General features: G+C 49.6%; 20 protein-coding genes. 5 read left to right on the plus strand and 15 right to left on the minus strand.

Going from position 1 to position 25,350, the window contains the following annotated elements:
• Positions 1-3: 3 nt before the first annotated feature.
• From M0P74_03190 to ruvX, 15 genes are all read right to left on the minus strand, one after another.
• Entirely contained in the window at positions 4-942 is a 939-nt protein-coding gene (locus tag M0P74_03190; GenBank protein ID MCK9362595.1) for an FtsQ-type POTRA domain-containing protein, read from the minus strand.
• Entirely contained in the window at positions 939-1,880 is a 942-nt protein-coding gene (gene murB, locus M0P74_03195; protein MCK9362596.1) for a UDP-N-acetylmuramate dehydrogenase, read from the minus strand. Before murB ends, M0P74_03190 begins: the two co-directional genes overlap by 4 nt.
• Positions 1,867-3,306, minus strand: coding sequence for a UDP-N-acetylmuramate--L-alanine ligase (gene murC, locus M0P74_03200; GenBank protein MCK9362597.1), 1,440 nt, complete (start codon positions 3,304-3,306; stop codon positions 1,867-1,869). The genes murB and murC overlap by 14 nt, the downstream gene beginning before the upstream one ends.
• A gap of 29 nt (positions 3,307-3,335) precedes the next feature.
• A complete protein-coding gene (murG, locus tag M0P74_03205) occupies positions 3,336-4,448 on the minus strand; it encodes an undecaprenyldiphospho-muramoylpentapeptide beta-N-acetylglucosaminyltransferase (protein ID MCK9362598.1) in 1,113 nt (370 codons plus the stop codon).
• Positions 4,449-4,515: 67 nt separating this feature from the next.
• Positions 4,516-5,622 (minus strand): putative lipid II flippase FtsW, encoded by a 1,107-nt coding sequence (ftsW, locus tag M0P74_03210; GenBank protein ID MCK9362599.1) that lies wholly within the window; start codon positions 5,620-5,622, stop codon positions 4,516-4,518.
• Position 5,623: 1 nt separating this feature from the next.
• The gene (murD, locus tag M0P74_03215) at positions 5,624-7,009 is read right to left on the minus strand and encodes a UDP-N-acetylmuramoyl-L-alanine--D-glutamate ligase (protein ID MCK9362600.1); all 1,386 of its coding nucleotides are present in this window, start codon (positions 7,007-7,009) and stop codon (positions 5,624-5,626) included.
• A gap of 6 nt (positions 7,010-7,015) precedes the next feature.
• Positions 7,016-8,095: a phospho-N-acetylmuramoyl-pentapeptide-transferase gene (gene mraY, locus M0P74_03220; GenBank protein ID MCK9362601.1), complete on the minus strand. Its 1,080-nt coding sequence runs from the start codon at positions 8,093-8,095 to the stop codon at positions 7,016-7,018.
• Positions 8,096-8,122: 27 nt separating this feature from the next.
• A complete protein-coding gene (locus M0P74_03225) occupies positions 8,123-9,538 on the minus strand; it encodes a UDP-N-acetylmuramoyl-tripeptide--D-alanyl-D-alanine ligase (GenBank protein MCK9362602.1) in 1,416 nt (471 codons plus the stop codon).
• A complete protein-coding gene (locus tag M0P74_03230) occupies positions 9,535-11,103 on the minus strand; it encodes a UDP-N-acetylmuramoyl-L-alanyl-D-glutamate--2,6-diaminopimelate ligase (protein MCK9362603.1) in 1,569 nt (522 codons plus the stop codon). The genes M0P74_03225 and M0P74_03230 overlap by 4 nt, the downstream gene beginning before the upstream one ends.
• 9 nt (positions 11,104-11,112) lie before the next feature.
• On the minus strand, positions 11,113-13,095 hold the full coding sequence (locus tag M0P74_03235; GenBank protein MCK9362604.1) for a penicillin-binding transpeptidase domain-containing protein: 1,983 nt from the start codon (positions 13,093-13,095) through the stop codon (positions 11,113-11,115).
• Between the two features lie 20 nt (positions 13,096-13,115).
• Entirely contained in the window at positions 13,116-13,439 is a 324-nt protein-coding gene (ftsL, locus tag M0P74_03240; GenBank protein ID MCK9362605.1) for a cell division protein FtsL, read from the minus strand.
• Positions 13,440-13,441: 2 nt separating this feature from the next.
• On the minus strand, positions 13,442-14,398 hold the full coding sequence (gene rsmH / locus M0P74_03245) for a 16S rRNA (cytosine(1402)-N(4))-methyltransferase RsmH (GenBank protein MCK9362606.1): 957 nt from the start codon (positions 14,396-14,398) through the stop codon (positions 13,442-13,444).
• A 23-nt stretch (positions 14,399-14,421) separates the two neighbouring features.
• Positions 14,422-14,868, minus strand: coding sequence for a division/cell wall cluster transcriptional repressor MraZ (gene mraZ / locus M0P74_03250; protein ID MCK9362607.1), 447 nt, complete (start codon positions 14,866-14,868; stop codon positions 14,422-14,424).
• 229 nt (positions 14,869-15,097) lie between these two features.
• Positions 15,098-16,096 (minus strand): endolytic transglycosylase MltG, encoded by a 999-nt coding sequence (gene mltG, locus M0P74_03255; GenBank protein ID MCK9362608.1) that lies wholly within the window; start codon positions 16,094-16,096, stop codon positions 15,098-15,100.
• A gap of 26 nt (positions 16,097-16,122) precedes the next feature.
• On the minus strand, positions 16,123-16,563 hold the full coding sequence (gene ruvX, locus M0P74_03260) for a Holliday junction resolvase RuvX (protein ID MCK9362609.1): 441 nt from the start codon (positions 16,561-16,563) through the stop codon (positions 16,123-16,125).
• A gap of 407 nt (positions 16,564-16,970) precedes the next feature.
• Between ruvX and M0P74_03265 the strand changes: the two genes are divergently transcribed.
• From M0P74_03265 to M0P74_03285, 5 genes are all read left to right on the plus strand, one after another.
• Positions 16,971-19,775 (plus strand): cytochrome c3 family protein, encoded by a 2,805-nt coding sequence (locus M0P74_03265; GenBank protein MCK9362610.1) that lies wholly within the window; start codon positions 16,971-16,973, stop codon positions 19,773-19,775.
• An 85-nt stretch (positions 19,776-19,860) separates the two neighbouring features.
• Positions 19,861-21,468: an ATP-binding protein gene (locus M0P74_03270; GenBank protein ID MCK9362611.1), complete on the plus strand. Its 1,608-nt coding sequence runs from the start codon at positions 19,861-19,863 to the stop codon at positions 21,466-21,468.
• Between the two features lie 322 nt (positions 21,469-21,790).
• A complete protein-coding gene (locus M0P74_03275) occupies positions 21,791-23,356 on the plus strand; it encodes a HAMP domain-containing histidine kinase (protein ID MCK9362612.1) in 1,566 nt (521 codons plus the stop codon).
• A gap of 22 nt (positions 23,357-23,378) precedes the next feature.
• Positions 23,379-24,752: a sigma-54 dependent transcriptional regulator gene (locus M0P74_03280; protein MCK9362613.1), complete on the plus strand. Its 1,374-nt coding sequence runs from the start codon at positions 23,379-23,381 to the stop codon at positions 24,750-24,752.
• Positions 24,752-25,336: an archaemetzincin gene (locus tag M0P74_03285; protein MCK9362614.1), complete on the plus strand. Its 585-nt coding sequence runs from the start codon at positions 24,752-24,754 to the stop codon at positions 25,334-25,336. The genes M0P74_03280 and M0P74_03285 overlap by 1 nt, the downstream gene beginning before the upstream one ends.
• Positions 25,337-25,350 lie beyond the last annotated feature (14 nt).

The following is a 25,350-nucleotide window of genomic DNA, read 5'->3' on the forward strand; positions in this document are numbered from 1 at the left end:
GTTCTAAATCCTTAGCTTTTCCCCTTTTGCCATCGGCATCCCCGCCCCTGCAGGGTGAAGCGCCGTTCGCGATTGCACATTTATTTTCTCGGGATTGCTCAAATCTATCAGCATGAGACCGAGTTGAAGATTCTTTCTCTTCATGTCATCCATTACCACGGACAGCCGCTTCAGTTTTGCTTCATAGCTTTCAAACCCAAGCTGCAGACAAAGACCCATGTTTGTAAACAGAGAAAAACCAAAGGTTTCATTTCCATGAACCTCGGAAATCATGCCGATGTCGGGTATTTCTTTTGCCTCCTTTAAATGGTTCAGGAGGGCAAGCGACTTGCTAACCAGTTCCTTGTTTAAAATATTTCCTGAAAAAAATCCAGTGAGAACAGGAAGGTCCGCTTTTTCATCGGATTCGAGTTTCTTGAATATTTCTCCTTTGCTATCAATAAGATAAAGCATGCTTTCCTTCTCAATCAAGGCGACGGCATTTCTTTCCCGCACCCAGATTACCAGGCGATTGGGGAATTCTCGCCCCACAAAGACATCTTTTACCCATGAATTGCTGCTGATCCGGCGGATAATTGCCTCTTTGTTGATTGTCAGCAGGTTTGCCCCTGAGCTTACCTTGGCCAAAGAAAGGACATCTTTTTCCGTTAACTCGCTGCAGCCTTTTACCAATGTTTCCTGAACTGAAAAAAAAGAAGCGCGGAGAACGAGATCGCAACCAATCAATAGCGCGGCTGTAACCAATATTACTAAAACAAGCATCAGGGCGCTCGTTCCTATTTCTCTTGCAATATCGCCAGCATGTCTTTTTAGGCGGTTTTTTTTAACCTCCATGTGCAAACGTAATGACTCCTTATGCACATTAAACTTCGGTTTATGGACATTAACCTCCTGTTTATGTCCATTAACCTGCGGTTTGTGAACATTAAACTCCGTTTTCATGATTCTCCCACTATCTTTACCTCTGTTTCCAGGAGGTGGCCGGTTTTTTGAAAAACGGCTTCCCTGACCATTGTGATCAGGTCAATAATTTCGCTCGCTGTTGCCTGCCCCCGGTTAACTATGAAATTGCCATGCTTTTCAGAAATCTGGGCGTCGCCGATTCTGCTTCCTTTAAGGCCGGATGCTTCGATCATCCTGCCCGCAGGACAATCAGCGGGGTTTTTAAAAATAGAGCCGGCGTTCGGCAATTCCAGCGGGTGTTTTTCTCTTCTTGCCTTGAGGATCTCCGCCATTTTCGTCAAAATCTCTTCAGCTTTGCCATGGCGGAGGCGAAACATCCCCGCCAGAATAAGCGAATCTGCAGGCAAAGAAAAATTTCTGTAAGAAAATTTATAAACGCTGAATGGCGATTTTAACTCTTCACTTGTCACGGTACTGATTTTCCCCGCTAAATCTATAATTCTAAGCTCTTCGACAATATCCTTTATCTCTCCGCCATAGGCGCCGGCGTTCATCCGGATCGCCCCGCCGACACTACCGGGTATGCCTGTTGAAAACTCCATCCCGGATAGCGATTCTGCCACCGCCATTTTTACCAGGTCTGCCAGCGGGCAGCCTGCTTCGGCAAGGATAAGGGCCTCTTCCCCCTGATATCTCAAACTCAGTTTACGCAGACGCGACAAAGAGATAAAGGCCCCCCGGAAACCCCCGTCCCGGACGATGAGATTGGTCCAGTTGCCGACAGGCAGGAACGGCAGGTTCCGGCGTCGCAGAAATTCGAGAACAGATGAGAGCTCCCTTATATTTTTGGGGAAGATAAGGGCGTCTATTTTTCCACCGGCGCGGATCGAGGCATGTGCTGCCGCCGGCTCGTCAAAGAGGATCGGGCCGGTAAAACGTAGCCGCAATTCATTGCGTACAGCGTCAGTCCAGACCATCTTCCTTTTTCTCCCCTAGGCGTTTCAAGAAGGCATCGCCTATCTTCCAGACACTTCCCGCCCCTTGCGTCAGGATGACGTCGGAGGGACGGGCGATTTCTAACAGATGCTCCACAATCTGGTCAAAGTCCGAAATATGGAGGACTTCTTTTAGCCCTGATTTTCTTATCCCCTCACACAACGCCTCCACCGTTACCCCAGGGATCGGCTCTTCGCTTGCCGCGTAGATGTCCGTAACAATCAATATATCGGCTTCCGTGAAGGCGGTTAAAAACTCTTCAAAAAGTGCCTTTGTTCTGGTGTAGCGGTGGGGCTGGAATACCACGATTATCCTTTTGCTCCACATTTGCCGGGCTGCTGAAAGTGTTGCCCTGATCTCCGTCGGATGGTGGCCGTAGTCGTCAACGACGGTTATCCCCTTTTCCTGCCCCCTGACCTCCAGGCGGCGGTGAACGCCGGCAAATTCCCCCAGCGCTTCCTTGATGACCGGAAAGGAAATATCCATTTCCCGGGCGACGGCAACGGCCGCAAGGGAGTTATATACGTTGAAAGTGCCGGGAACATGAAGTTTTATTGTTCCCAGCAGGACGTCCCTTTCGTAGAGCGAATAAACGGTGGAGCCTCCGGAAAAAAATATTCCTGCCGCGCGATAATCGTTTGCAGGCGACAGACCATAGGTGAGCATCCGTCTTTTGATCAGAGGAAGAATCTGCTGAACGTTCTGGTCGTCGGCGCAGAGGATCGTGGCGCCATAGAAGGGCACAATGTTTGCGAACTGCAGAAAAGCCGCTCTGATTTCTTCGATGTCTTTGTAGTGATCGAGGTGTTCCCGGTCTATATTGGTAATAACCGCAAGGCAGGGACTCAATTTCAGAAAGGAACCATCACTTTCGTCAGCCTCCGCCACGATTGTCTCTCCGTCACCCAAGCGGGCGTTTCCGCCGATACTGGCAAGCTTGCCCCCTATCACCATAGTCGGATCCAGCCCGCCCTGGGCCAGAACGGTTGCAACCATGGAGGTTGTGGTGGTCTTGCCGTGGCTGCCGGAAATGGCTATCGAAAATTTCATTTTGAGCAGTTCGGCGAGCATTTCGGCGCGCGGGATAACCGGTATGTTTCTTTGGTGGGCCGCGATCACCTCCGGATTTTCAGGTCGGACGGCCGTGGAAGTAACTACCACATCGGTATTGCCTATGTTGGAAGCTGCGTGGCCGATGTGAATCGCGGCCCCGAGGTCGTCAAGACGGCTGGTTGTGTCGGAAGGGGTCAAATCCGAACCGCTGACTTCATAGCCAAGGTTCAGGAGCACCTCGGCTATGCCGCTCATCCCTATCCCGCCGATGCCGACGAAATGAATCCTCCGGATATTGCGTTCCATACTGCTTGTTGTGTTGATGTATCTATTAACATTAAGCTTCGCTTTCATTTTGCAATCCCTTCGCAACTGATTGGCGATCAACGTCTGTTAGAAATAATGTTTAAAATTTCGTCAAAAATAATGTTTATAATCGTCGCTGCCGCGTTCTTATTGCCCAGTGATGCTGAGGCAACTTCCATTTTCCTGAGCGCGTCCGGATCCATATACAACCTTTCTATTGCTGATGCGAGTCTGTTTCCATCAATATCCTTCTCCGGGAGCATTTCCGCCGCTCCCGCATCTGCCAGAAGAGCGGCGTTTTTTGTCTGATGATCGCCCGCGGCAGAGGGGAGTGGTATCAAAACAGCCGCCTTTCCCACGGCTGTTATCTCCGCAATCGAGGTGGCGCCGGCGCGGCACACAAGCAAATCGGCCCGGTTGTAGGCTGCCGCCATTTCGATAATGAAAGGATGAACCTCCGCCGTAAATCCTTTTTTTTGGTAAGCCTGCTCAACAGCCTGCCGATCACGTTCCCCGGTCTGATGAATAAAACAAATCTTTTCGCGTAGATGAGCCAGGCTGCCTAAGGAATCCATGACCATCTGGTTAATTGCGCCGGCCCCCTGAGAGCCGCCGAAGATCAGGACTGTAAATGGCTGCCCCTCTTTCCTAACGGCTTTTCCCCCGGAGAGAAACGCTGCTCTTATGGGATTCCCGGTGACAACCGTCTTGCCTGCGGGAAACAACGTTTGCGATTTGGCGAAGGTCACGAAGATGCGCTCGACGAAACGCCCGAGAATTCGGTTGGTCAGGCCGGGAACGGCGTTTTGTTCGGCAATGACCGTTTTTATTCCCATAATCCGGGCGGCAAGGACCGCGGGACCGGAGGCGTACCCGCCCACGCCGACCACGATGTCAGGCTTGAAGATGCGGATTATCCGCAATGAGTCCAGCAGACTGCCCGGTATTTTCAACAAGGATGTAAAAACCCTCAGGGGGCCTCGTCCCTTGAGCCCTTCAACGTTTATCGTCTCCAGCGCGAAACCAAGTCCGCCCAGGATTTTTTTTTCAAGCCCCCGGTTTGTGCCGATGAAAAGGACGCGATTGGCAGGATTGCGCTTCAGCAGCTCCTCGGCGATGGCAATTCCCGGGAAAAGGTGCCCGCCGGTTCCGCCGCCTGCAATTGTCATGGCTATTTCCTGTCTATCCATCGCAAATTCATCTCCGGTAATTGCGTTGCGCAACAATAATGTTCAAAATTTACCCGCCCCCGGTTGCTCAATCCTCATACGACGAAATATTCAGGAGTATCCCCACCAGTATGAGGGACATGATCAGGGAAGTGCCTCCGTAGCTGAGAAAGGGGAGGGCGAGCCCTTTCAGAGGCACGATCCCCATGACCCCCGCAATGTTGATGAAGGCCTCCAGCGCGATTAGCATGGTCAAGCCAGCCGCTAAGAGATTGCCGAACACGTCCGGCGCCTTTAAAGCTATTTTGAAACCCCTCAATATTATAATTATATAGAGCAAAAGGATTGCGGCCACCCCCAAAAAACCGCCCTCTTCGGCGATTACCGAAAGGATGAAGTCGGTATGGGGTTCGGGAAGATAAAAAAGCTTTTGCATGCTGTCGCCGATCCCGACGCCGAAGACGCCGCCCGAGCCGAAGGAGATCATGGATTGGATAATTTGAAAGCCCGAACGATGAGGGTCTTTCCAGGGGTCGAGAAAGGCGGTCAACCGGGCGATGCGATATTTTTGGTGAAAAAGCATCCAAAGAGCCGCGGGGATAAAAAGGGAAACGAGGCCGGCCAGATGAATGATCCGCCCCCCCGCCAGGTAAATCATAATGAAAGCGATCGCAGCAAGGATCGCCGCTGTGCCGAAATCTGGCTGGAAAAAAATCAGTCCGATCATAACCCCGGTTACGCCAAGCGGAAGAAGTATCCCCTTTTTGAACTCCCGGACGTGTCCTGCGGCTTGGGCAAGATAACTGGCTAAAAAGATTATCAAGGCGATCTTGACCATCTCGGAAACCTGAAAGGAGAATATGCCAAGGTTGAGCCAGCGGACTGCGCCGCCTGCTTTGATTCCCATATGGGGAACCTTGATCAGGACAAGCAGGAACGCCGAGAAAATGATGCCGGGCCAAGCCAGTTTGCGGAGTTTATAATAGTGAATTCGCGTTGAAAAAGCCATGCCTGCCAAACCGAGAGCCAGGAAAAGGAGCTGTTTCTTCAGAAAGAACTGGCCGTCGTGAAAGCGTTCCATGGCAAGGATGGAACTGGCGCTGTAGATCATGACCGTGCCGATTGTCGCGAGCAGCAGTGTCGCCAAAAGGAGAAGCAAGTCAGGTTTTTTCTCTGTCGCATTTTGTTTTTTCATATCAGAGTTGTTTTACCCATTCCTGAAAGCGATTTCCGCGGTCTTTATAGTTTTTGAATTCATCAAAACTGGCGCAACCGGGGGAAAGCAGGACGACATCGCCGGGCGCCGCGTGTTCAAATGCCGCCAGCAGAGCTGCTTTTAATGTTTTTTGCATAGTTGTTTTAACTTTTTTACCGATCAGGCGATTAATCTTTTCACTGGCCTCTCCGAAAAGGACGGTTTCCTTTACATTTTTTCTTATGGAGGGGATCAGCGTCTCAAAATCCCCCTCTTTGTCCCGTCCTCCCAAAAGCAGGATAATCGGCTCGGAAAAACTCTCTATCGCCCGTAAAACCGCGTCAACATTTGTTCCTTTGGAATCGTCGTAAAAGCGGATTCCGGTTTTTTCATATATGTATTCAATACGGTGGGGCAGGCCCCGGAAATCCTCGACCGCCTTGATGACGTCAGCGGAGGAGCAGCCGCAACCCCTGGCCGCCATTATCGCTGCCATGACGTTTTCGAGGTTGTGCTTTCCGGGTATTTTGATCATGCCGACGGGGTATTCTTCCCGTTTCCCGTCCGGCAAGATGTGGACGAGAATATTTTTCTCTCGGAACATCCCGCTAAAGACCGCTTGCGAGGAGGCAGTTCCAGGTTCAGGAGCATTATTTTTAAAGAAATCGTCGGAACGGAAAAACTCGGTTTGCGCCGTCAGGTGTTTGCCAAGAGAAACCAAAGCGGCTTCGTTTCCATTCAAGATCGCCAGATCGTCGGAGGTCTGTCGGGCAAAGATCCTTTCTTTTATTTCCCGATAAGCGGCGAGATTTCCGTGGTAGTCGATATGATCGGGGGTAACGTTTAGCAGGAGCGCAATTCCCGGATGAAACTCTCGTACCCACTGCAACTGGAAGCTGCTGACCTCTATCACAACCCAGTCTGCGTCCTGGGGCCCGGCGACATAGCCGATCAGCGGCTCGCCGATGTTCCCCCCGACGAAGACCTTTTTCCCCGCTTGGCGGAGGATTGCCCCGATCAACGAGGTGGTAGTTGTTTTTCCATTGGTGCCGGTAATGGCGATCATCGGGGTTTTGAGAAAGCGAGAGGCGAGTTCCAGTTCGCTCAACACGTCAATGCCGGATCGCACAGCCTCCGTAAGTATCGGATTTCCTGGATAAACCCCCGGAGAGGGAACAACGAGATCGACATCGGCAAGAATCTCCGTTCCATAAGGGACGATGGTCAGTTCGGCAGGGAGATTTTTCAAAAAGGTCAGGGCGTCACCCCACTGTGAAGGCGGTTTTTCGTCGGTAACTGCGATGTCGATTCCTTTTTTCGCAAGGAAGGCGGCTGTTGCTAGTCCCGTTTTTCCGATCCCGATAATGGCGGCTTTTTTTACATGCATTTTTTCTTACCTTAATTTCAGGGTGCTGATGGCAACTAAGGCCAGCAGGATGGAGATGATCCAGAAACGAACTATTACCTTTGGTTCCGCCCAGCCCTTCAGTTCAAAATGGTGATGGATGGGCGCCATTCTGAATATCCTTTTCCCCCCGGAGAGCTTGAACCAGCCGACCTGAAAAATTACCGAGAATGTTTCCAGCACGAAAACTCCTCCGACGATTGCCAGCAGGATTTCCTGTTTTGTCATAATGGCCGTAACCCCGAGGGCGCCCCCCAGGGAAAGGGAGCCGACGTCTCCCATAAATACCTGTGCCGGATAGGTGTTGTACCAGAGAAATCCCAGTCCGGCGCCGACGACTGCCCCGCAGAAGACCGAAAGCTCCCCGGCGCCCGCAACATAGGGGATCTGGAGATAGGAAGAGATTTTTATATTGCCGGTAAAGTAGGCAAACAGTAGGTAGGTCATGAAACAGGTAATGACCGGACTGATCGCGAGGCCGTCCAGGCCGTCGGTCAGGTTGACCGCGTTGGCGGCGCCAACGATGATGAAGGTGGAAAGGATGATGTATCCCCAGCCTAAATTCGGAAGCGCCGTCTTGAAAAAGGGGATAGTGACATTGGGGCTGAACCCGGTTTTGAAATACATAACGATGCTGACAAAAAGCGCTATGGCGATTTCCGCTGCCAGGCGGATGCTGCCCGGCAAACCCCGGCTGTTTTTTTGGGATATTTTTCGGTAATCGTCGATAAACCCGATCAGACCGAAGCCGACAGTTACCATCACTGCGATCCAGATGGAAACGACCGAGAGGTTGGCCCAAAGCAGCGTCGAGATGATCACGGCGAAGATGATCAGGATGCCGCCCATCGTCGGGGTTCCCTGCTTGGCAAGATGGGATTCGGGGCCGTCGGTGCGGATGGTCTGCCCGATCTGAAGCTCCAGCAGTTTGCGGATCATCCATGGTCCGAAAACAAAACAGATCAGCAGCGCCGTGATTGCCGCGTAGATTGTCCGGAAGGTGATATAGCGAAAGACGTTAAAAAATGAGTATGCTGTATGCAGCGGATATAAAAGATGAAAAAGCATTTGCTATTCCTTTTGCTAAAACGAAGCTTAATGTTCATAAAACTTGATGATTCCTTCTGCAACTGTCTCCATTTTCATCTTTCTTGAGCCCTTGATTAGCACCCAGTCGCCTTTTTTCAAGATGGGCCGGAGGCGGGAAACAACCTCCTCCGGCTTTTCAAAAAATGTGATATTATCTGCGGGAAAACCGTCCTTTATCGCCGCTTCCGCAAGCGATTTCGTCAGTTCTCCCTTGAGAAAGAGGGAATTGATTGTTCCCGCTGCCACGATCGTCCCGATCTCCCTATGCCACTTTTCAGATGCTTTGCCAAGCTCCAGCATGTCGCCCAGGATCGCTACCGCCTTTCCCCTTTGCTGCAGTTCCTGTAAATTTCTTAATGCCTCCGCTACAGAGCCGGGATTGGCGTTATAGGTGTCAATGATCAGATGCGCCCCGTTTGCAAGTTTGCAGATTTCTGTCCTGCCGGAGACCGGGCGGAAGTCGCCAAGTCCTGCCGCTATTTCTTCACGGCTAAGACCGAGCGCCCATGCTGCTGCCGCGGCGGCCATGGCGTTTTTGACGTTATGCCTTCCAGTGGCGGCAAGGAAAACAGGAATGGCGATACCGTCAAGGAAAAGGTCGAAATGGGCCCCTTCTACTCCAGCGTTTGCAATATTGCGGGCGGTGATATCGGCGCCATCGTTAAGGCCGAAGGAAAGTCGCTTTCCCTCCCAGCGAAGGGCGAGGGAGGCAACCGCCGCATCATCGTTATTGATGATTGCCGTGCCTTTTCCGGCCATCATCGTCCAGAGCGAACCTTTTTCCTCCGCGATTGCCTGCAGGGAACCGAATCCTTCGAGATGCGCCGGTCCTATGTTGGTAATCAGACCGATGTCCGGCGTTGCTATCGCGGCAAGCTTTGCGATTTCTCCCGGGCTGTTTGTGCCCATTTCCACAACGGCAAGCTGATGTTCTTTCCGAAGTTTGAGCAGGGTGAGCGGAAGGCCGATCTGATTGTTAAGATTGCCTTCAGTTTTCAGAGTCTTCATTGTTCGGGAGACGATCGCGGCGAGCATCTCTTTGGTTGTGGTCTTGCCGGAACTGCCCGTGACCGCAACGAGAGGGATAGTAAAATTTTTCCGCCAGCGGCTGGCTATCGCCCCATAAGCCTGCAATGCGCTGCTGACCCCAAGCGCCGGCACATTTTCCGGCACGGTAGCGAGCTTACTTTGCCGATCAATCTGGATGAGCAGTCCCGCTGCCCCTTTTTGTATAGCCTTAGTCAGGTAGTCGCTGCCGTCGAAATTCTCCCCCTGCAGGGCCACGAAAAGATTCCCCGCCTCCAGCGTACGAGTATCGGTGGAAATGCCATAGCATTCCCACTGGATTCCTCCCCGGAGCAACTTGCCTCCGGTTGATTCAAGCAGTTCCATGGCGGAGAAGGCAGGTAAAGTTCCGTTCATACGGTCTTCTCCTCATAGCGGCGGTTTGCCAATGCCCTTCGGGCAATATCACGGTCGTCAAACGGAAACCGCTTGTCGCCGATGATTTGATAATCCTCATGGCCTTTTCCCGCAATCAGGACGATGTCCTCTTTTTCGGCAAGCGCTATTGCCGTAAAGATGGCTTCGCTTCGGTCGGGGATGACGATGTATTTCTTTTCCATGCTGTTCCCGAAAGTGGCACGAACAGAGACGGGGTTAGTTGCGTCAAATCCCATTTTCGGCAGATTAATTCCCTTTTCAATATCCTTTATTATCTCTGCCGGATTCTCGCTGCGCGGGTTATCAGAGGTCACAATTGTCAAATCGCTGTAGAGGGCGGCGGCCTCTCCCATAAGGGGTCTTTTGCCCCGATCCCGGTCGCCGCCGCATCCGAAAACGGTAATCAGCCTTCCCCGCCGAAAGACGATCAGGTTTTCGAGCACCCGTCTCAGCGCATCGTCGGTATGTGCGTAATCAACAAAAACGGAGGGTTGACCGGGAATGTTAACTTTTTCCAGCCGTCCCGGTACCTGAGGGAGCAGGGCGAGCCCTTTTTGGATAGCCTCCGCCGGAATTCCCAATTCCAGAGAGGCAGCAACCGCCGCCAGGATATTGTAGAGATTGAATTTTCCCATAAGTGGCGCTGCTATTTCAAATTCTTCATTTTTGGAGGTGATTTTTGCGGTGATCCCCTCAAGGGAAAAATGGGTTGTTTTTGCTGATATATGGCAAGCATTGTTTATGCCGTACGTTGTATATTTACCTGCCGCTTCCCGGATGATTCGCTGTCCCCAGGGATCGTCGCCATTTATGACCATGGCGCCGGTTCCCTTCTTTGCTCCGGCGGGCAGCACCTCCGAAAAAAACCGTTGTTTGGCATGGAAGTAGTTTTCCATGGTTTTGTGGTAGTCGAGGTGGTCCTGGGTAAGATTGGTGAAAATTCCCATGTCGAATGCGCAGTCGTCAACGCGGTGAAGAGCGATGGCATGGGAGGAGACCTCGGCTATGCAGTGGGTAACTCCATTGTCCGCCATTTCCCGGAGGATCCTCTGCATTTCAAAGGATTCCGGGGTGGTGTTCGGGGCGGGAAAGATGGTTTTCCCATAACGGTAGTTTACCGTGCCGAGAACCCCGACGGGGCATCCCGCGTTTTGCAGGATTGACTCCAGCAGGTAGGTTGTGGTGGTTTTTCCATTGGTGCCGACAACGGCAATGAGGCAGAGGGCTGAAGATGGATCGCTAAAGAAATTACGTCCGATTTGTCCAAGGGCGCGGCGACTGTCCCTGACGCGGATTGCGGTTATGCCGGCGGGGGGATCGAAGGCCCGCTCATGAATAATAAAACAGGCGCCATTTTTTATCGCGTTTTCAATAAACCGATGGCCATCAGTCTTCATGCCGGCGATGGCGACGAAGAGGCTCCCTTGTTTACACTTCTTTGAATCGTAGCATATTGAGAGGACATCATTTCTTTCGAAATTTCCGCTTGGCCCTTCCGCCCTGTCGAGAATTTCGACTTCTTTTAAAACTTGTGAAAGTTGCATCGCAATGGCTCACGAACCTGCCTTAAAGGTAACCGTACAGATACTATTCTCTGGCAAAGGCATCCCCGCAGCCGGCGTCTGTTCCGCCGCCCAGCCGCTGCCAACGACACGGATGTCAAGTCCCCTCTCTCTTGACTTTCTTAGCGCCTCTCGAATAGTCATACCGCTGAAATTAGGCATTATCCCTTCTTCTGCCGCGGTTTCCGCCACATTGGCAAGCGTTGCTGGCGCAGAAACGAATTTGAGGCCGATGTTATTATCGAGGGGATTGATTTCTTCCGGTTCGGGGTTGCGACGAATATTTGTTTTAAAGGCAGTGAGGAGCTGTTCGCCAATATTTTTAAAAACGGGCGCAGCGGCTACCCCTCCCCAGCGATCCTTCTGCGGTTCGTCCAGGACGATCAGCATCGCGATCTGGGGAGCTTCGGCGGGGAAAAAGCCCATAAAGGACGTTCGCACCCTTTGCGAGGAGTAAGCGCCCGCTTTAAAGTCAAATTTCTGTGCCGTGCCAGTTTTTCCCGCCACCGAAATGTTGGCGATCCGTGCGTTTTTCCCGGTGCCGTCTTCCATGCCGACCACGTCGGTTAAGATTGCAGTCATTGTTTTTGCCGTTTCCGAGGAGATCACCCGGCGTACCTGGGTGGGATGAAAGTTCTGCACAATTTCCCCGTTCTTGCCCAGCATGGCCCTGACTATAAAAGGTTTCATAAGGATGCCATCGTTGGCGATGCTGGAGAGCGCGGTTATGAGCTGAATGCCTGTTACTGATATTCCCTGCCCAAACGCGATGGTTGCCGTGTCCACTCTGGTCCACCGTTCAACCGGCCGGAGCAGCCCTTTTGCCTCGCCGGGCAGATCGATGCCAGTTTTATCGCCGAATCCAAATTTTTTTATATACTCGTAAAACTTCTCTTTGCCGAGCTTTTCGGCAACCTTTGCGGAGCCGATATTGCTTGAATATTTTATAATGTCGTGAAGTGAAAGCATGCCGTGACGCTTCCGGTTTGCCTCGTGGATGGTGCGGTTAGCGACTGCATAGTGGCCATCTTCACAGTAAAACATATCTGTTGGCTGGGCAACCCTCTCATTGAGAGCGGCGGCAGCCATAAAAGGTTTGAATGTTGAACCAGGGTCCCAGGCATCGGCGATGGCCCTGTTTTGTCTTGACTCCGGGGCAATAGTCTTGAAATTATTAGGGTCAAAAGCCATTTCATTGGCCAGGGCAACGATTTCACCCGTGCGGGGATCCATGACTATCGCATAGCCGCCCTTCGCGCCTTTATCGAGGACGGCCTTTTTCAGATGGGATTCGACAAGATGCTGAATCCGTTTGTCTATTGTCAGGACGAGGCTGTAGTTATGGGCATCGCTGTTTCTGTAATTATCGATGGTTTCGTTTGCTGCCATCTGGGGATAGAGCCTTTTCCCTTTGGCGTCTCTGTTCCAGAGCAGCTTTTGAGGAACTCCCCGCAGGTAGTTTTCATATTGAAGCTCCAGTCCGTCCAAGCCCTTGGCGTCCATTCCGACGAATCCCACAAGGTGCCCGGCAAGCTCGCCTGCCGGGTAATAGCGCATGGGTTCCTTGACAGTAAATATTCCCTCCATCTTTAAATTGCTCACGAGGTTAGCCTGCTCGGGCGCAATTTTTCTGCCAATCCAGCAGAAATTTTTTTCCGTGGAAAGCCTTTTTACAAGAACTTTTTTGTCAACGTTGAGAATCGCGGCGAGCCTGCCGGCGGTTTCAATCGGATTTTTAACTTTGGAAGGATCGGCGCAGACAGAGTCAGTCATTATTGTCGCTGCCAGTTTTTCGCCGCTGCGGTCCAAGATAATTCCCCTGTCCGGTTGCAACATTAGGGTCTGGGTATGCTGCTTACGGGCAAGATTGTTCAGCTTTTTTGCCGAGATTATCTGCAGGTCGAAGGCGCGCCAGAACAGCGCTGTAAACATGAGCAGCGCCAATCCCAGCAGGGTGGAGATTCTGAATTTCATCCATTTTCTCGATTCAGATGTCATTTCAGCAATATCACCTGTTCTTTTATCGGATATATCATCTGCAATTTTTCCCGGGCGATGGATTCTATCCTCTGCGGGGATTTAAGCGTCGCGAGTTCGAGTTTTAACCTTTTCTGATCCTCAACAAGCTGTTCCCGGCTGGTGATCTCCCCGGCAATCTGATATTCCAGCTCCGTCATATGGATATGACTCCATACATAAATTAGTGCGACAGCCATAATCACGGAGGCGACAAATACCCAGGTGGAATAGCCAATCCTCGCCGCGGAGGAGTCGTCCTCGTGGGGAATGTTATGTCTTAAAACCTCTGTTGCCTGCATAATCAGATTCTCTGAGCCGCTCTTAGTTTTGCGCTTCTTGACCTTGGGTTTTCGTTAATCTCGGTTTCATTGGGAACAAGGGGTTTTTTTGTTATGATTTTCAGCGTGGGCTTTCGGCCGCAGGCGCAAAAGGGTAAATCCGGGGGGCAGATGCACCCTTTTGCCTGTTCGCTGAAACTATTTTTCACGATCCTGTCCTCCAGCGAATGGAACGATATGACGCAGAAGCGTCCGCCGCTCCGGAGAAGTTCTACGCCGTCTTCTATGGCCAGTTTAAGGTTGCGCAGTTCATTGTTTACGGCGATCCTTATGGCCTGAAAAGTCCGGGTTGCCGGGTGTATTCTGGATGCCGTCCTTATTTTAGGAAATGCCCCAGCTACAATGGCTGCCAATTCTGTTGTTGTGCGAATATTTGAAATAACTCTTCTTCTTGTTATCGCTATGGCAATTCGCCGCGCCGTTTTTTCCTCGCCATACTCCCTGATGATCTTCTCCAGTTCTTCACGGGAAAGGGAATGGATCAGATCATAGGCGCTGGGCCCCCTACTTTTATCCATCCGCATGTCCAAAGGAGCCTCCAGGGTAAAACTGAAACCCCTGACGGCGCTGTCCAACTGATGGGAAGAAACGCCCAGATCGAGGAGGATGCCATCCACCTTGCTTATGCCCCGTCCAGTCAATACGGCGCGCATTGCAGAAAAATTGTCATTCACGACGATAGCCCGGCGGCCGAAAGAGGCCAGTCGCTTTTTTGTCTCCTCAATGGCGTCGCCATCAATGTCTGTGGCAACAAGCAACCCATCGGGAGAGGAGTTTTTCAGGATTTCCAAGGAATGCCCGCCTCCTCCTGCCGTGCCGTCCAGATAGACGCCGCCGGGACGACATTGAAGCGCCTCAATCACCTCCGTGACCATTACCGGCCTATGGAAAACGTCTTTGTCCGCTGCTTCCATCATCATCCTGCCCGGCTGGTTTGTGGCTTTTATATTCCCAGATCAGCCATGTAGCCGCTGAAGGAGTCAATGCCTTCAGACGATTTCTTCATTTCGATCTCGAATCTGTCCTTGCTCCATATTTCGATAATCTTGATCATGCCGGCCAGCACGATCTCCTTTTCCAGCTTTGCGTATTCTCTCAGGTTGGGGGGAATAAGAACCCGGCCATGGCTGTCTATCGTGCAATCTACCGCGCCGGACATGAAAAAACGTTGAAAAGAACGAACCTCTTTGCGCATTAATGGCTGCTGGGAGACCTTTTCCTCGATGATGCGCCACTCGTCGAAGGGAAAGACCATCAGGTAACCTTCCCAGTTAGTTATAACAATTCGATTGTCTTTTTTTTCGGAAAAGACTTCCCGAAGTCGGGAGGGGAAAATTATCCGACCCTTATCATCTATCGTATGGTAATACTGGCCCCTGAAGACAGACATTTGGGAATTTCCTCCACTACAAACCAACATGCTCCACTTTGGGGCGAAGATAGAGGTGTTTTTTATTTTTGTCAAGAAAAATTTTTAGTTATTTTATGTTTAAGTTTAAAGCGTTGGATTAATGAGGCGCGAGTAGGGCGGCGCGGGTGTTTTTATCGCCGCCATTTTTCAAAGGTAAGCATCCTTTAACCTTAGTTTATGGCTAACTGCACTTGCCAGTTCTGGTTTTTTACTTGCTATTGCGGTATATTAGAATAGCTCTGTTGTGGCTTGCGAGATCTGTTGAGAATTGGTGAGTTCCATCATTTTTAGCAACAAAGTAGAGGTAGTTAACCTTGGCTGGGTACAATGCCGCCCTTATGGAATCTATGTCGGGGTTGGCAATCGGGCCGGGGGGAAGGCCTTTGAACCTGTAGGTGTTGTAGGGATTATCCAGCTTCAGGTGTTTTGACAGGACTATTTTTACGTCTTCCGGCAACCCATAGATTGCCGTTGGATCGCTCTGGAGTTTCATGCCGAGCTTTATTCGGTTGTGGAATACAGCGGAGATCAGCGGTTTTTCGGAGCTGACTCCTGACTCTTTGCCGATGATGGAGGCAAGGGTAAGCAACTGATGGATTGTCATCCCCATCTCCTCCGTCCGTTTTCGGATTTCCGGGGTTATCTTCTTCCAAAAGTTGTTTACAAGGATGCGGGTTATTTCCCTTGTAGTCATTGACCGGTCCAGGCGGTAGGTGTCCGGATAAAGGTATCCCTCAAGGCCTTCCGCCTTTATGCCAAGGGAGGCGATAAAGTTTCGGTCGGACAGGAGGTTCATGAATTCCTCCTCATTAATAAGCCTGAAGGATAAGAGCCGTTGCGCGAACTCCCGGGCGTTAAGATCTTCGGGAAGCAAAACATCATAATACTTTTTCTCTCCCCTAATAAGTTTGTTGATGATTTCCGAAGGAGACAGCTTGCCGGAAAATTCGTATTCGCCTGCCTTGATGCGTCTTGCCGCTCCCTTTCCGATGGCGAGCGCCCAGAAGAAGGGGCGATTGTGAACCAGCTTTGCATCGCTTAGTATCGCTGTTATCTTGAAAAAGCCCGCGCCGCTGGGAATATCGACCGTTGTTGCCATGTCAGTGTCGCTAACAGATTTAACGGCGTACCTGAAAAAAGCTATCCCCAGAAATAACAGGATCAATGCTATTAAAAAAAACTTTTTTGATCTGTATAAAAAAGCCATATTCATCCAATCAAACATTCGGGCGTTTATCTGCTTCCCTCGTCGGTCTTCAGCAGCTTGCTGGAGGGGGAATCGAGGTAACTCTGCAGGATAACGCTCGCGGCTACTCGATCAATATCCATCTTTCCCCTTTTCTTTTTGCCGTTGTTTTTCATGATGGCTTCTGCCTCTTTTGTGGAAAGGGTTTCGTCCCAGCGGGTTACGGGCAGTTTAAAGCAGGTTTCGAGTCGGTGGATAAATCTGTTTACCTTCTCGCATTGTATCCCTTCGCTGCCGTCAATGCGTATGGGATACCCAATGACGATCCGGTCAACGTCAAAGCGCTTTATGAAAGCGGATATTGCGGCCATGTCGGTTTCACGATTTTTTCTGACGATTGTTGCCAGGCCATGAGCCGCGATTCCGAGTTCATCGCAGATGGCAACGCCGACTCTTCTTTCCCCGTAATCCAACGCCAGTATCCTCAAATCTTTCTCCTTATTTTTTCGGGGCAACATAAATCATTCATCATAAAAAATCCACCTAAACCAGTGCAAAGACAGATAATAATTAAGAGCTTGACAAAGTGGACAAATCTCGTGTATCCCTCGAGCGTCAATGGGTGGCATAATTGAGCAGGAGCGCCAATTGTGCTTAAGTTTTAGCCTGTTGGAACAGAGTCTTTTTAAAAGAAGCTAATATATTATTAATCGCATTATAGAAAAAAATTATATTTTTTTACAAACCTGCCGGCAATGATTTGATGGCCAGAAATGTCCGGTTGTGAACGATATTGGTTGGCAACGAGAAGGGATAATTCTTCAACTGTTTATCAGGTTCGGTAAAAAACTGATCAAGTAAAGTTGAGACAAGAATAAAGAGAGGAAGAGTTCTTATGATTGATGAACAATGTAAATGGAAGAAAGTGACGGGGAGCTGGATTATTCTTATTTCATTAATCTTTACCCCATTCTCGCTGGCCTACTCAGCTTCGGATGAGAGCTGCATGGAATGCCATTCCGATAAACAGATGACAACAAAACGAGAAGGTAAGACCGTTTCCCTTTTTGTTGATCTTAAAAAATATTCAACGTCAAGCCACGGCAAGGTAGGCTGCACCGGATGCCATCCTGAAGCTGATGTCAAGGATTTCCCCCATCCGGAAAAATTAGCGCCGGTGAATTGCGGCAGTTGTCATGATGATGCGGACAAGGAGTTCAAGGCAGGAATCCACGGGAAGGCATTGGCAAAAAAGGAACCGCATGCCCCTACCTGTATTGAATGCCATGGCAATCATTACATTTTATCGAACAGGAACCCGCGTTCTCTTACCTATAAAATCAATATTCCCTCCCTCTGCGGTAAGTGTCATAGAGAAGGAGCGCCGGTTGCGCGCATGTACGATATTCCCGAAAAGAATATTCTGGATAATTATTCCGAAAGTATCCACGGTGTGGGTCTTTTGAAAAAAGGGCTTTTAGTGACTGCCGCCTGCGCGGATTGCCATGGGAATCACCGCATTCTTCCCCATACAGATCCAAAATCGCAAACCAACCCGCATAACATTGCCCAGTCATGCATGGTTTGTCATTCAAACATAGAGGGAGTGCATTCCAAGATTATTCAGGGGGAGTTGTGGGAAAAGAAGCCCGGGGCGATTCCCGCCTGTTCTGATTGTCACCGTTCGCACAAGATACGTAAAGATTCTATGACAACAGGTCTTGCCGACAATGACTGTTTGAAGTGCCATGGAAAAAATTCTTTAAACAAGGTTGTGGGCGGTAAGAAGTTTTCGCTTCATGTAGAAGTGAAGACATTGCAGGATTCCGCCCATAAAAACATCCCCTGCGTCAAGTGCCATACCGACGTCAGCCCAACCCATAAAAGGCCCTGCGATACAGCGGAGAATGTTAATTGCTCAAGTTGCCATGCCGAGGTGGGCAAGGAATATGTTCAGAGCGCGCACGGACGCGCCCATGCGCTGAACAAGAAAGATGCCCCTTTCTGCACATCTTGTCACGGGACCCATAGCGTTTTGCCTGCCAAAAATACCAAATCTCCCGTTTATCGTGGCAACATTCCTCAACTATGCGGTTCCTGCCATGGGGCGAAAGGAAAGGCGGCCGAGTTTTCAAAGGTAGGAAACGGCAATGTAGTCGTTGATTACTCGACAAGCGTTCACGGGGTGGCGCTTGAGAAAAAGGGGCTCCTGGTTGCGGCGGTGTGTTCGGATTGTCACGGCAAGCACCTGAATCTGGATCATAAAGACGAACACTCGACAATCAATAGAAAGAATGTATCGGCAACCTGCGGAACCTGCCATGTGGGAATCTACAAGCAATTTGTCAAAAGCGTCCACAGCCCTACCGTCAGCAAGTCAAAAGAAAAACTCCCGATCTGTGAGGATTGCCATTCCTCGCATCAGATAACGCGGGTTGAAAAGAACAAGTTCGTAACCGAGGTTACCAGTCAGTGTGGGAAGTGTCATAAAGAACTCGCCAAGACGTATTTGGACACGGCTCACGGCAAGTCTTATCTTTTGGGGTCTAATAAAGTGGCAAAATGCTCTGATTGCCACGGCGCTCATGAAATCCTGACGGTCAACAATCCCAATTCAACTGTCGGCTTTAAAAACGTGGTAAAGACGTGCCGGCAGTGTCATCCGAACGCCAACCGGCGTTTTACCGATTACCTGACCCATTCCACCCATCACGACAAGGTGAAGTTTCCAGTTCTCTTCTATACCTTTAGGGCAATGAGCCTGCTTCTTATAGGTACCTTCGGGTTTTTCGGGCTCCACACATTGTTGTGGATTCCCCGCTCCTTTGCGCGGATGCGGGCAAAAAGAAGGGAGTACGAGGCCGATGCCATCAAGGATCATCGGTATGTGGAGCGTTTCAATAATTACCATCGTATTTCACACCTTGTTCTTGTCGTCAGCTTCCTGGCACTGGCCATTACCGGCATGGCCCTGAAATTTTCCGATATGGCGTGGGCGCGGTTTATAGCAAACCTGATGGGGGGAGCTGCTGTGGCGGCTCGGATTCATCACTTCTCGGCGGTAGTTATGTTCGGTCTGTTATTTTCGCATGTATATTATTTGATAAAATTGAAGATTAAGAACAAAACGCCGTTAAAAGAATTTATCCTGGGGAAAGACTCCATGCTGCCCAATTCCCAGGATTTGAAGGATTTTATCGCTACCATAAAATGGTTTGCCGGGAAGGGGCCGAGACCCCAGTATGGACGCTGGACGTATTGGGAAAAATTTGATTACCTGGCTGTTTTCTGGGGGGTTCCGGTGATCGGTTTATCCGGTTTGATTCTCTGGTTCCCGGAAATTTCCAGTCTCATTTTCCCGGGGTGGCTGGTCAATGTTGCGGCGATTATTCACAGTGATGAAGCCCTTCTGGCGACAGGTTTTATTTTTACGGTTCATTTTTTCAATACCCATCTTCGTCCGGAGGCATTTCCGATGGATCCTGTTATCTTTACCGGGGTAATCCCGGCGGAAGAGTGTCGCGAAGAAAGACCGCGCAGCTATGAAGAAGCGGAAGCAAAAGGGCAATTCGAGGAAAAGCTTGTTACTAAAGAGCTTTCGCCCGATTTTATGAAGGCTGTCTATTCTTTTGGTTTTTTCTTCTTGTTTTTAGGAGTGTCGGTTGTTCTGTTGATAATATACACGGTCCTGTTTGGATAGCTGCAGGGTTTATTGCCATCCCCTGATTTTTTGACTGGGGGATGGCAGATACTTCCAATGATAACAAATATTGAGATGCCCGAATATGTTTAAAAGGGTGCAGCGAATTGCCAATTCCATTGGCGCAAAGTTTTTTGTTCTCCTCGTTTTTCTGCTGATAGTTTCCTTCGGAATTATCATATATCTGAATGTCTATTTTCTGAACAATTTCTTCCGTCAGGCCGTAGTTCATGATGCCGTCAAGGTTAGCAACCTGATAAAAAGGGCTACTTACTACAGCATGCTGGAGAATCGCCGTTCCGATCTGACAAATACGATTGCAAATATCGGGAAGGAAAGTGAGTTCAGAGGGATCAGGATCTATAACAAGATAGGGGTGATTGCCTTTTCAGACAGACCGGAGGATGTTGGCAAGGTTGCGGATAAAAGGGCGGAGCAGTGCTATGTTTGTCACGCGGAGGAGCCGGCGAAAGGGGTTGTCCCGACCAAAGACCTGACGCGAACATTCACCTCCAGTGATGGATCACGTGTTCTGGGGCTTATCAGTCCGATCGAGAATTCGCCGGAATGTTTCAATGCCGCCTGCCATGCCCACTCCCCGAAAGATGGCCTGCTGGGGATTCTGGATGTTAAATTGTCGCTGAAGGATGGGGATGGGAGAATTGCGGCAACACGTAACAGGATGCTCATCTATTCGGCTTTGCTGATCTTGATTACCGTTCTGGTAAAGGGGTATTTCGTCCGCAGGATGATCCATAATCCTATCAAAAAACTGAATAATGCAACCGATGAGGTAGCCAATCTTAACCTTGATCATAAGGTCGAGGTGAATTCCCGTGATGAGTTTGGCAATTTGGCTAAATCCTTCAATAAGATGACTTCTGAACTCAAGGATGCGAACCAGGCCGTTAAAAACTGGTACACGCAACTCGAAGACAGAGTAAGGGAGAAGACACTGGAGTTGGAGAGGGCAGAGGCGCAGTTGATCATGGCGGAGAAGATGGCTTCGATGGGGGAGCTGTCGGCGATGGTTGCCCATGAGATAAACAATCCACTTTCAGGGATTTTGTCCTACGCCAAGGTTTCGTCCCGGTATCTTGAGCGGGGCGATAATGATCCTGAGGCGTTGGAGGCGGTAAGAAAGAATCTCGCTTTTATCAGCGAGGAGACGAAGCGGTGCGGCAATATTGTAAAGAGCCTGCTGATATTTTCTCGCCGTGGTTCCGGCGATTTTAAGGAAGAGCATTTAAACGGAATCATCGAGAACAGCATTATGGTAATAGACCATAGCGTCAAGATGAAGGAGCTCCACCTGGTTAAGGATATGGAAGAAGGGGATGATCTGATCAGTTGTGATGCCGGGGGCATTCAGCAGGTTTTTGTGGCGCTGATCGTCAACGCTATCGAGGCGACGCCCTCCGGTGGGACGATCACGATAACAACCGACTGCACGACCCTCAAAGAGAGTGTCGTGGTTACTGTTTCCGATACCGGCAAGGGTATTCCCGACACGATTTTTCCCCATATCTTTGAACCGTTTGTCTCGACTAAAGCGAAGGGCACCGGGCTGGGGCTTGCCATGGTCTATGGCATTGTGCAGCAGCACGGAGGTTCTATTGACGTCAAAACAGTTGCGGATGAGGGGACAGTTTTCACTGTATCTTTGCCCCGCAATCCTCCCTCCCGAAGCTGATCAGGAAAAGGATTATAGTTGCTGGTAGCCGACAATATAATTAAGAGGAACAGGAAAATATCCCTTGTAAAAAATTTATCATTGATTTATTGAAAACTAACTGGCAGTTCGCTTGGGGGCGGTTAGTAATTCTATGTTGGCCCGAATGGTAATTTTAATGAAAAAAATTTACAATAAAAAACCCGCAACCATTGAAAATGGATGTGGGTTTTTTATTGTTTGAGGAAAATAGCATTGAAGTTGAAAAAGGTATTCGGGGTGCTGAATTGTTGCGGAAAGTTTGTCACTGCTAAGTGTTTGCACACGAAGGGTATTTGTTGTTATGGTCACCAGGATTAAGCGAATTGCCAATTCTATCGGTGTAAAGTTCTTTATTCTTCTGGTTTTTCTGCTGATAATTGCGTTCGGGGTTATCATATATGTAAACGTTTATTTACTGACCGACCATTTCCGAATTGATGCCGTCAGCAATGCCGTCAAGGTGAGTAATCTGATAAAAAGGGCTACTTACTACAGCATGCTGGAGAACCGCCGTTCCGACTTGACAAATACGATTGTAAATATCGGGAAGGAACAGGAGTTCCGGGGGATCAGGATCTACAACAAGATCGGTGTGATCACCTTTTCAGACAAGCCGGAGGAGGTTGGCAAGGTTGCGGATAAAAGGGCGGAGCAGTGTTATGTTTGTCACGCAGAGGAGCCGGCGAAAGGGGTTGTCCCGACCAAAGACCTGACGAGGACATTCACATCCAGTGACGGATCACGCGTTATGGGACTTATCAGTCCGATTGAGAATTCGCCGGAATGTTTTAATGCAGCCTGTCATGCCCACGCCCCGCAAGACGGTCTGCTGGGGATTCTGGATGTTAAATTGTCTTTGAAGGATGGGGACGGGAGGATTATTGTAACACGTAACAAGATGATCCTCTATTCGGCTTTGCTTATCTTGATTACCGTTTTAGTGAAGGGATATTTCATCCGCAGGATGATCCATAATCCCATTAAAAAACTGAATGACGCGACCAAAGAGGTAGCCAATCTCAACCTTGAATACAGGGTGGAGATAAATTCCAGCGATGAACTAGGCAACTTGGCAAAATCATTTAATAATATGACTGCTCAGATCCGTGAAGAGTCTCTGGAACTCGAGAAAACGCAGGCGCAGTTGATAATGGCGGAGAAGATGGCTTCGATGGGGGAGCTGTCGGCGATGGTTGCCCATGAGATAAACAATCCCCTTTCAGGGATTTTGTCCTACGCCAAGGTTTCGTCCCGGTATCTTGAGCGGGGCGATAATGACCCTGAGGCGTTGGAGGCGGTAAGAAAGAATCTCGCTTTTATCAGCGAGGAGACGAAGCGGTGCGGCAATATTGTCAAGAGCCTGCTGATATTTTCCCGCCGTGGTTCCGGCGATTTTAAGGAAGAGCATTTAAACGGAATCATCGAGAACAGCATTATGGTAATAGACCATAGCGTCAAGATGAAGGAGCTCCATCTGGTCAAGGAATTGGGGGAAGGGGATGATCTGATCTATTGCGATGCCGGGGGCATTCAGCAGGTTTTTGTGGCTCTGATCGTCAACGCTATCGAGGCGACGCCCCCCGGAGGGACGATCATGATAACAACCGACTGCACGACCCTCAAAGAGAGTGTCGTGGTTACTGTTTCCGATACCGGCAAGGGTATCCCCGATACGATTTTCCCCCATATCTTTGAACCGTTTGTCTCGACTAAAACGAAGGGCACCGGGCTGGGTCTTTCAGTTGTTTATGGTATTGTGCAGCAACATGGCGGTTCTATTGACGTTAAAACAACGGTGGGAGAGGGCGCCGTTTTTACCGTCTTTTTGCCCCGGAATCCGACTGCAGTCGGAAATGACAATACATGATAAATACTTAAGGAGATTGTCTGTGAAACCTGAAGAGATAGGAATATTGATTGTTGACGACGAGGCATCCGTAAGGGACTCCCTTTATCAGTGGTTCAAGGCTGATGGCTACCGGGTGGACACCGCTGATGAAGGGGCAACAGCCTTGAAAAGACTCCAGGAAACCGCTTGGGACATTGTCTTGCTGGATATCAAGATGCCCGGCATGGACGGGATAGAGCTTCAGAAACGCATAAAAGAAATTGATAATAATATCGTAACAATTATCATGACCGCTTACGCCTCCGTTGATACGGCGATCCAGGGTCTGAAAGACGGCGCCTTTGATTACATAACCAAACCGATCGATCCTGATGATCTGAGCCGCCTGATTAGGAACGCTGTCGAAAAAAGAAGACTAATAACGGAGAATATTCAGCTTCGCCAGCACATAGAAGAATTATTGCTGCCGGAGGAAGTCGTGGGAGAGAGCCAGGCAATAAAAAAGGTTATGGATATGGTGGACACAGTCTCCAGAACTGATTCTACCGTTATGGTTCTTGGGGAAAGTGGAACCGGGAAAGAGCTTATCGCCCGGGCAATACACAGCCGCAGTTCCCGCAGATATTTTCCCATTATTGCCATTAACTGCGGCGCTTATACCGAGGGATTGCTGGAAAGCGAGCTGTTTGGCCATGAAAAGGGTTCCTTTACCGGGGCAATGTACAGAAGAAAGGGTAAACTCGAGATGGCCGATAAAGGCACACTGTTTTTAGATGAGGTCGGCAATATCAGCGAAAAGATGCAGATGGATCTTTTGCGTGTGATCGAGACCAAGAAATTCACCAGACTGGGGGGAGACAAGACGATTGACGTCGATTTCCGAATTATTTGTGCGACCAACAAAAATCTGGAGAAGGCCATTAAGGATGGCAGTTTCCGTGAGGATCTCTATTACCGTTTGAATGTATTTTCCATTGTTTTGCCGACGCTGAAGGAACGGAGAGAGGATATCCCGTTAATTGCCAGATATTTTCTGAAGCAGTACGCCCAGTCAATGAACAAGGATGTTGTTGACTTTTCCCCGCAAGCCAGGGAGGCCTTTACCGGATACGATTGGCCGGGAAACATCAGAGAATTGAGAAATGCGGTTGAAAGAGCGGTTGTGGTGGCAAAAGGGAAATATATTAAGGTTGACGACATTTGCTTTCCCGTTCCCGCCACTGGCGCGATAGTTTCAGGAGAGGTGGAATCCCTGGAAGAGATAGAAAGAAAGCACATATTAAAAATTTTAAATCAGACGAAGGGAAATATTGCCCAGGCGGCCGAGATTCTTGGAATCAGTCGGCTTACCCTTTACAATAAAATTGAGAAATACGGTTTTCGGAGAGATGACCTTAATAAACAGTATCTGTGATGCCCTTTATTTATATCGTGCCAATTGAGCTTGAAGACCATTCTTTCCTCGAAACGTTGGAAGTGTTGATTTCTGACATTTTTCATATGAGGACAAAGAGGGGCGAATTCAAAGTCAATCTGCAGGAAGTATTTGATGCAAGAAGATCGCAATACAACTCTTCACTGGTGCTTCAGCAACTGATAGCGAATCCTCCCCGCGATGCGGAAAAGATACTGGGGGTTCTCGACGTGGATCTTTTTATCCCCATTCTCACCTTCGTTTTTGGAGAGGCGCAACTGGGGGGAACAGGCGCAGTGGTGTCGATGCAGCGCCTCCATAACCGTTTCTACGGGATGGCTGAAGACAGGGAACTAACGGCCAGACGTCTGCTGAAAGAGGCAGTTCATGAATTGGGGCATACCTTTGGTCTTATCCACTGCTCGCAGCCTGGATGTGTGATGAATTCCTCCACCTATGCCGAGAATATTGATCAGAAGTCATCAGGATTCTGCCCGTTATGTCAGAAGGGCATAAAAAAAGAAGAACCCCCGCGCGCCGCCCACAGGCTGTTCACTTTTCCCTGGTGGAATAAGAAAGATTGAATTTAGTGATTTTA

Source organism: Syntrophales bacterium, from assembly GCA_023229765.1.
GTDB lineage: Bacteria > Desulfobacterota > Syntrophia > Syntrophales > UBA5619 > DYTH01.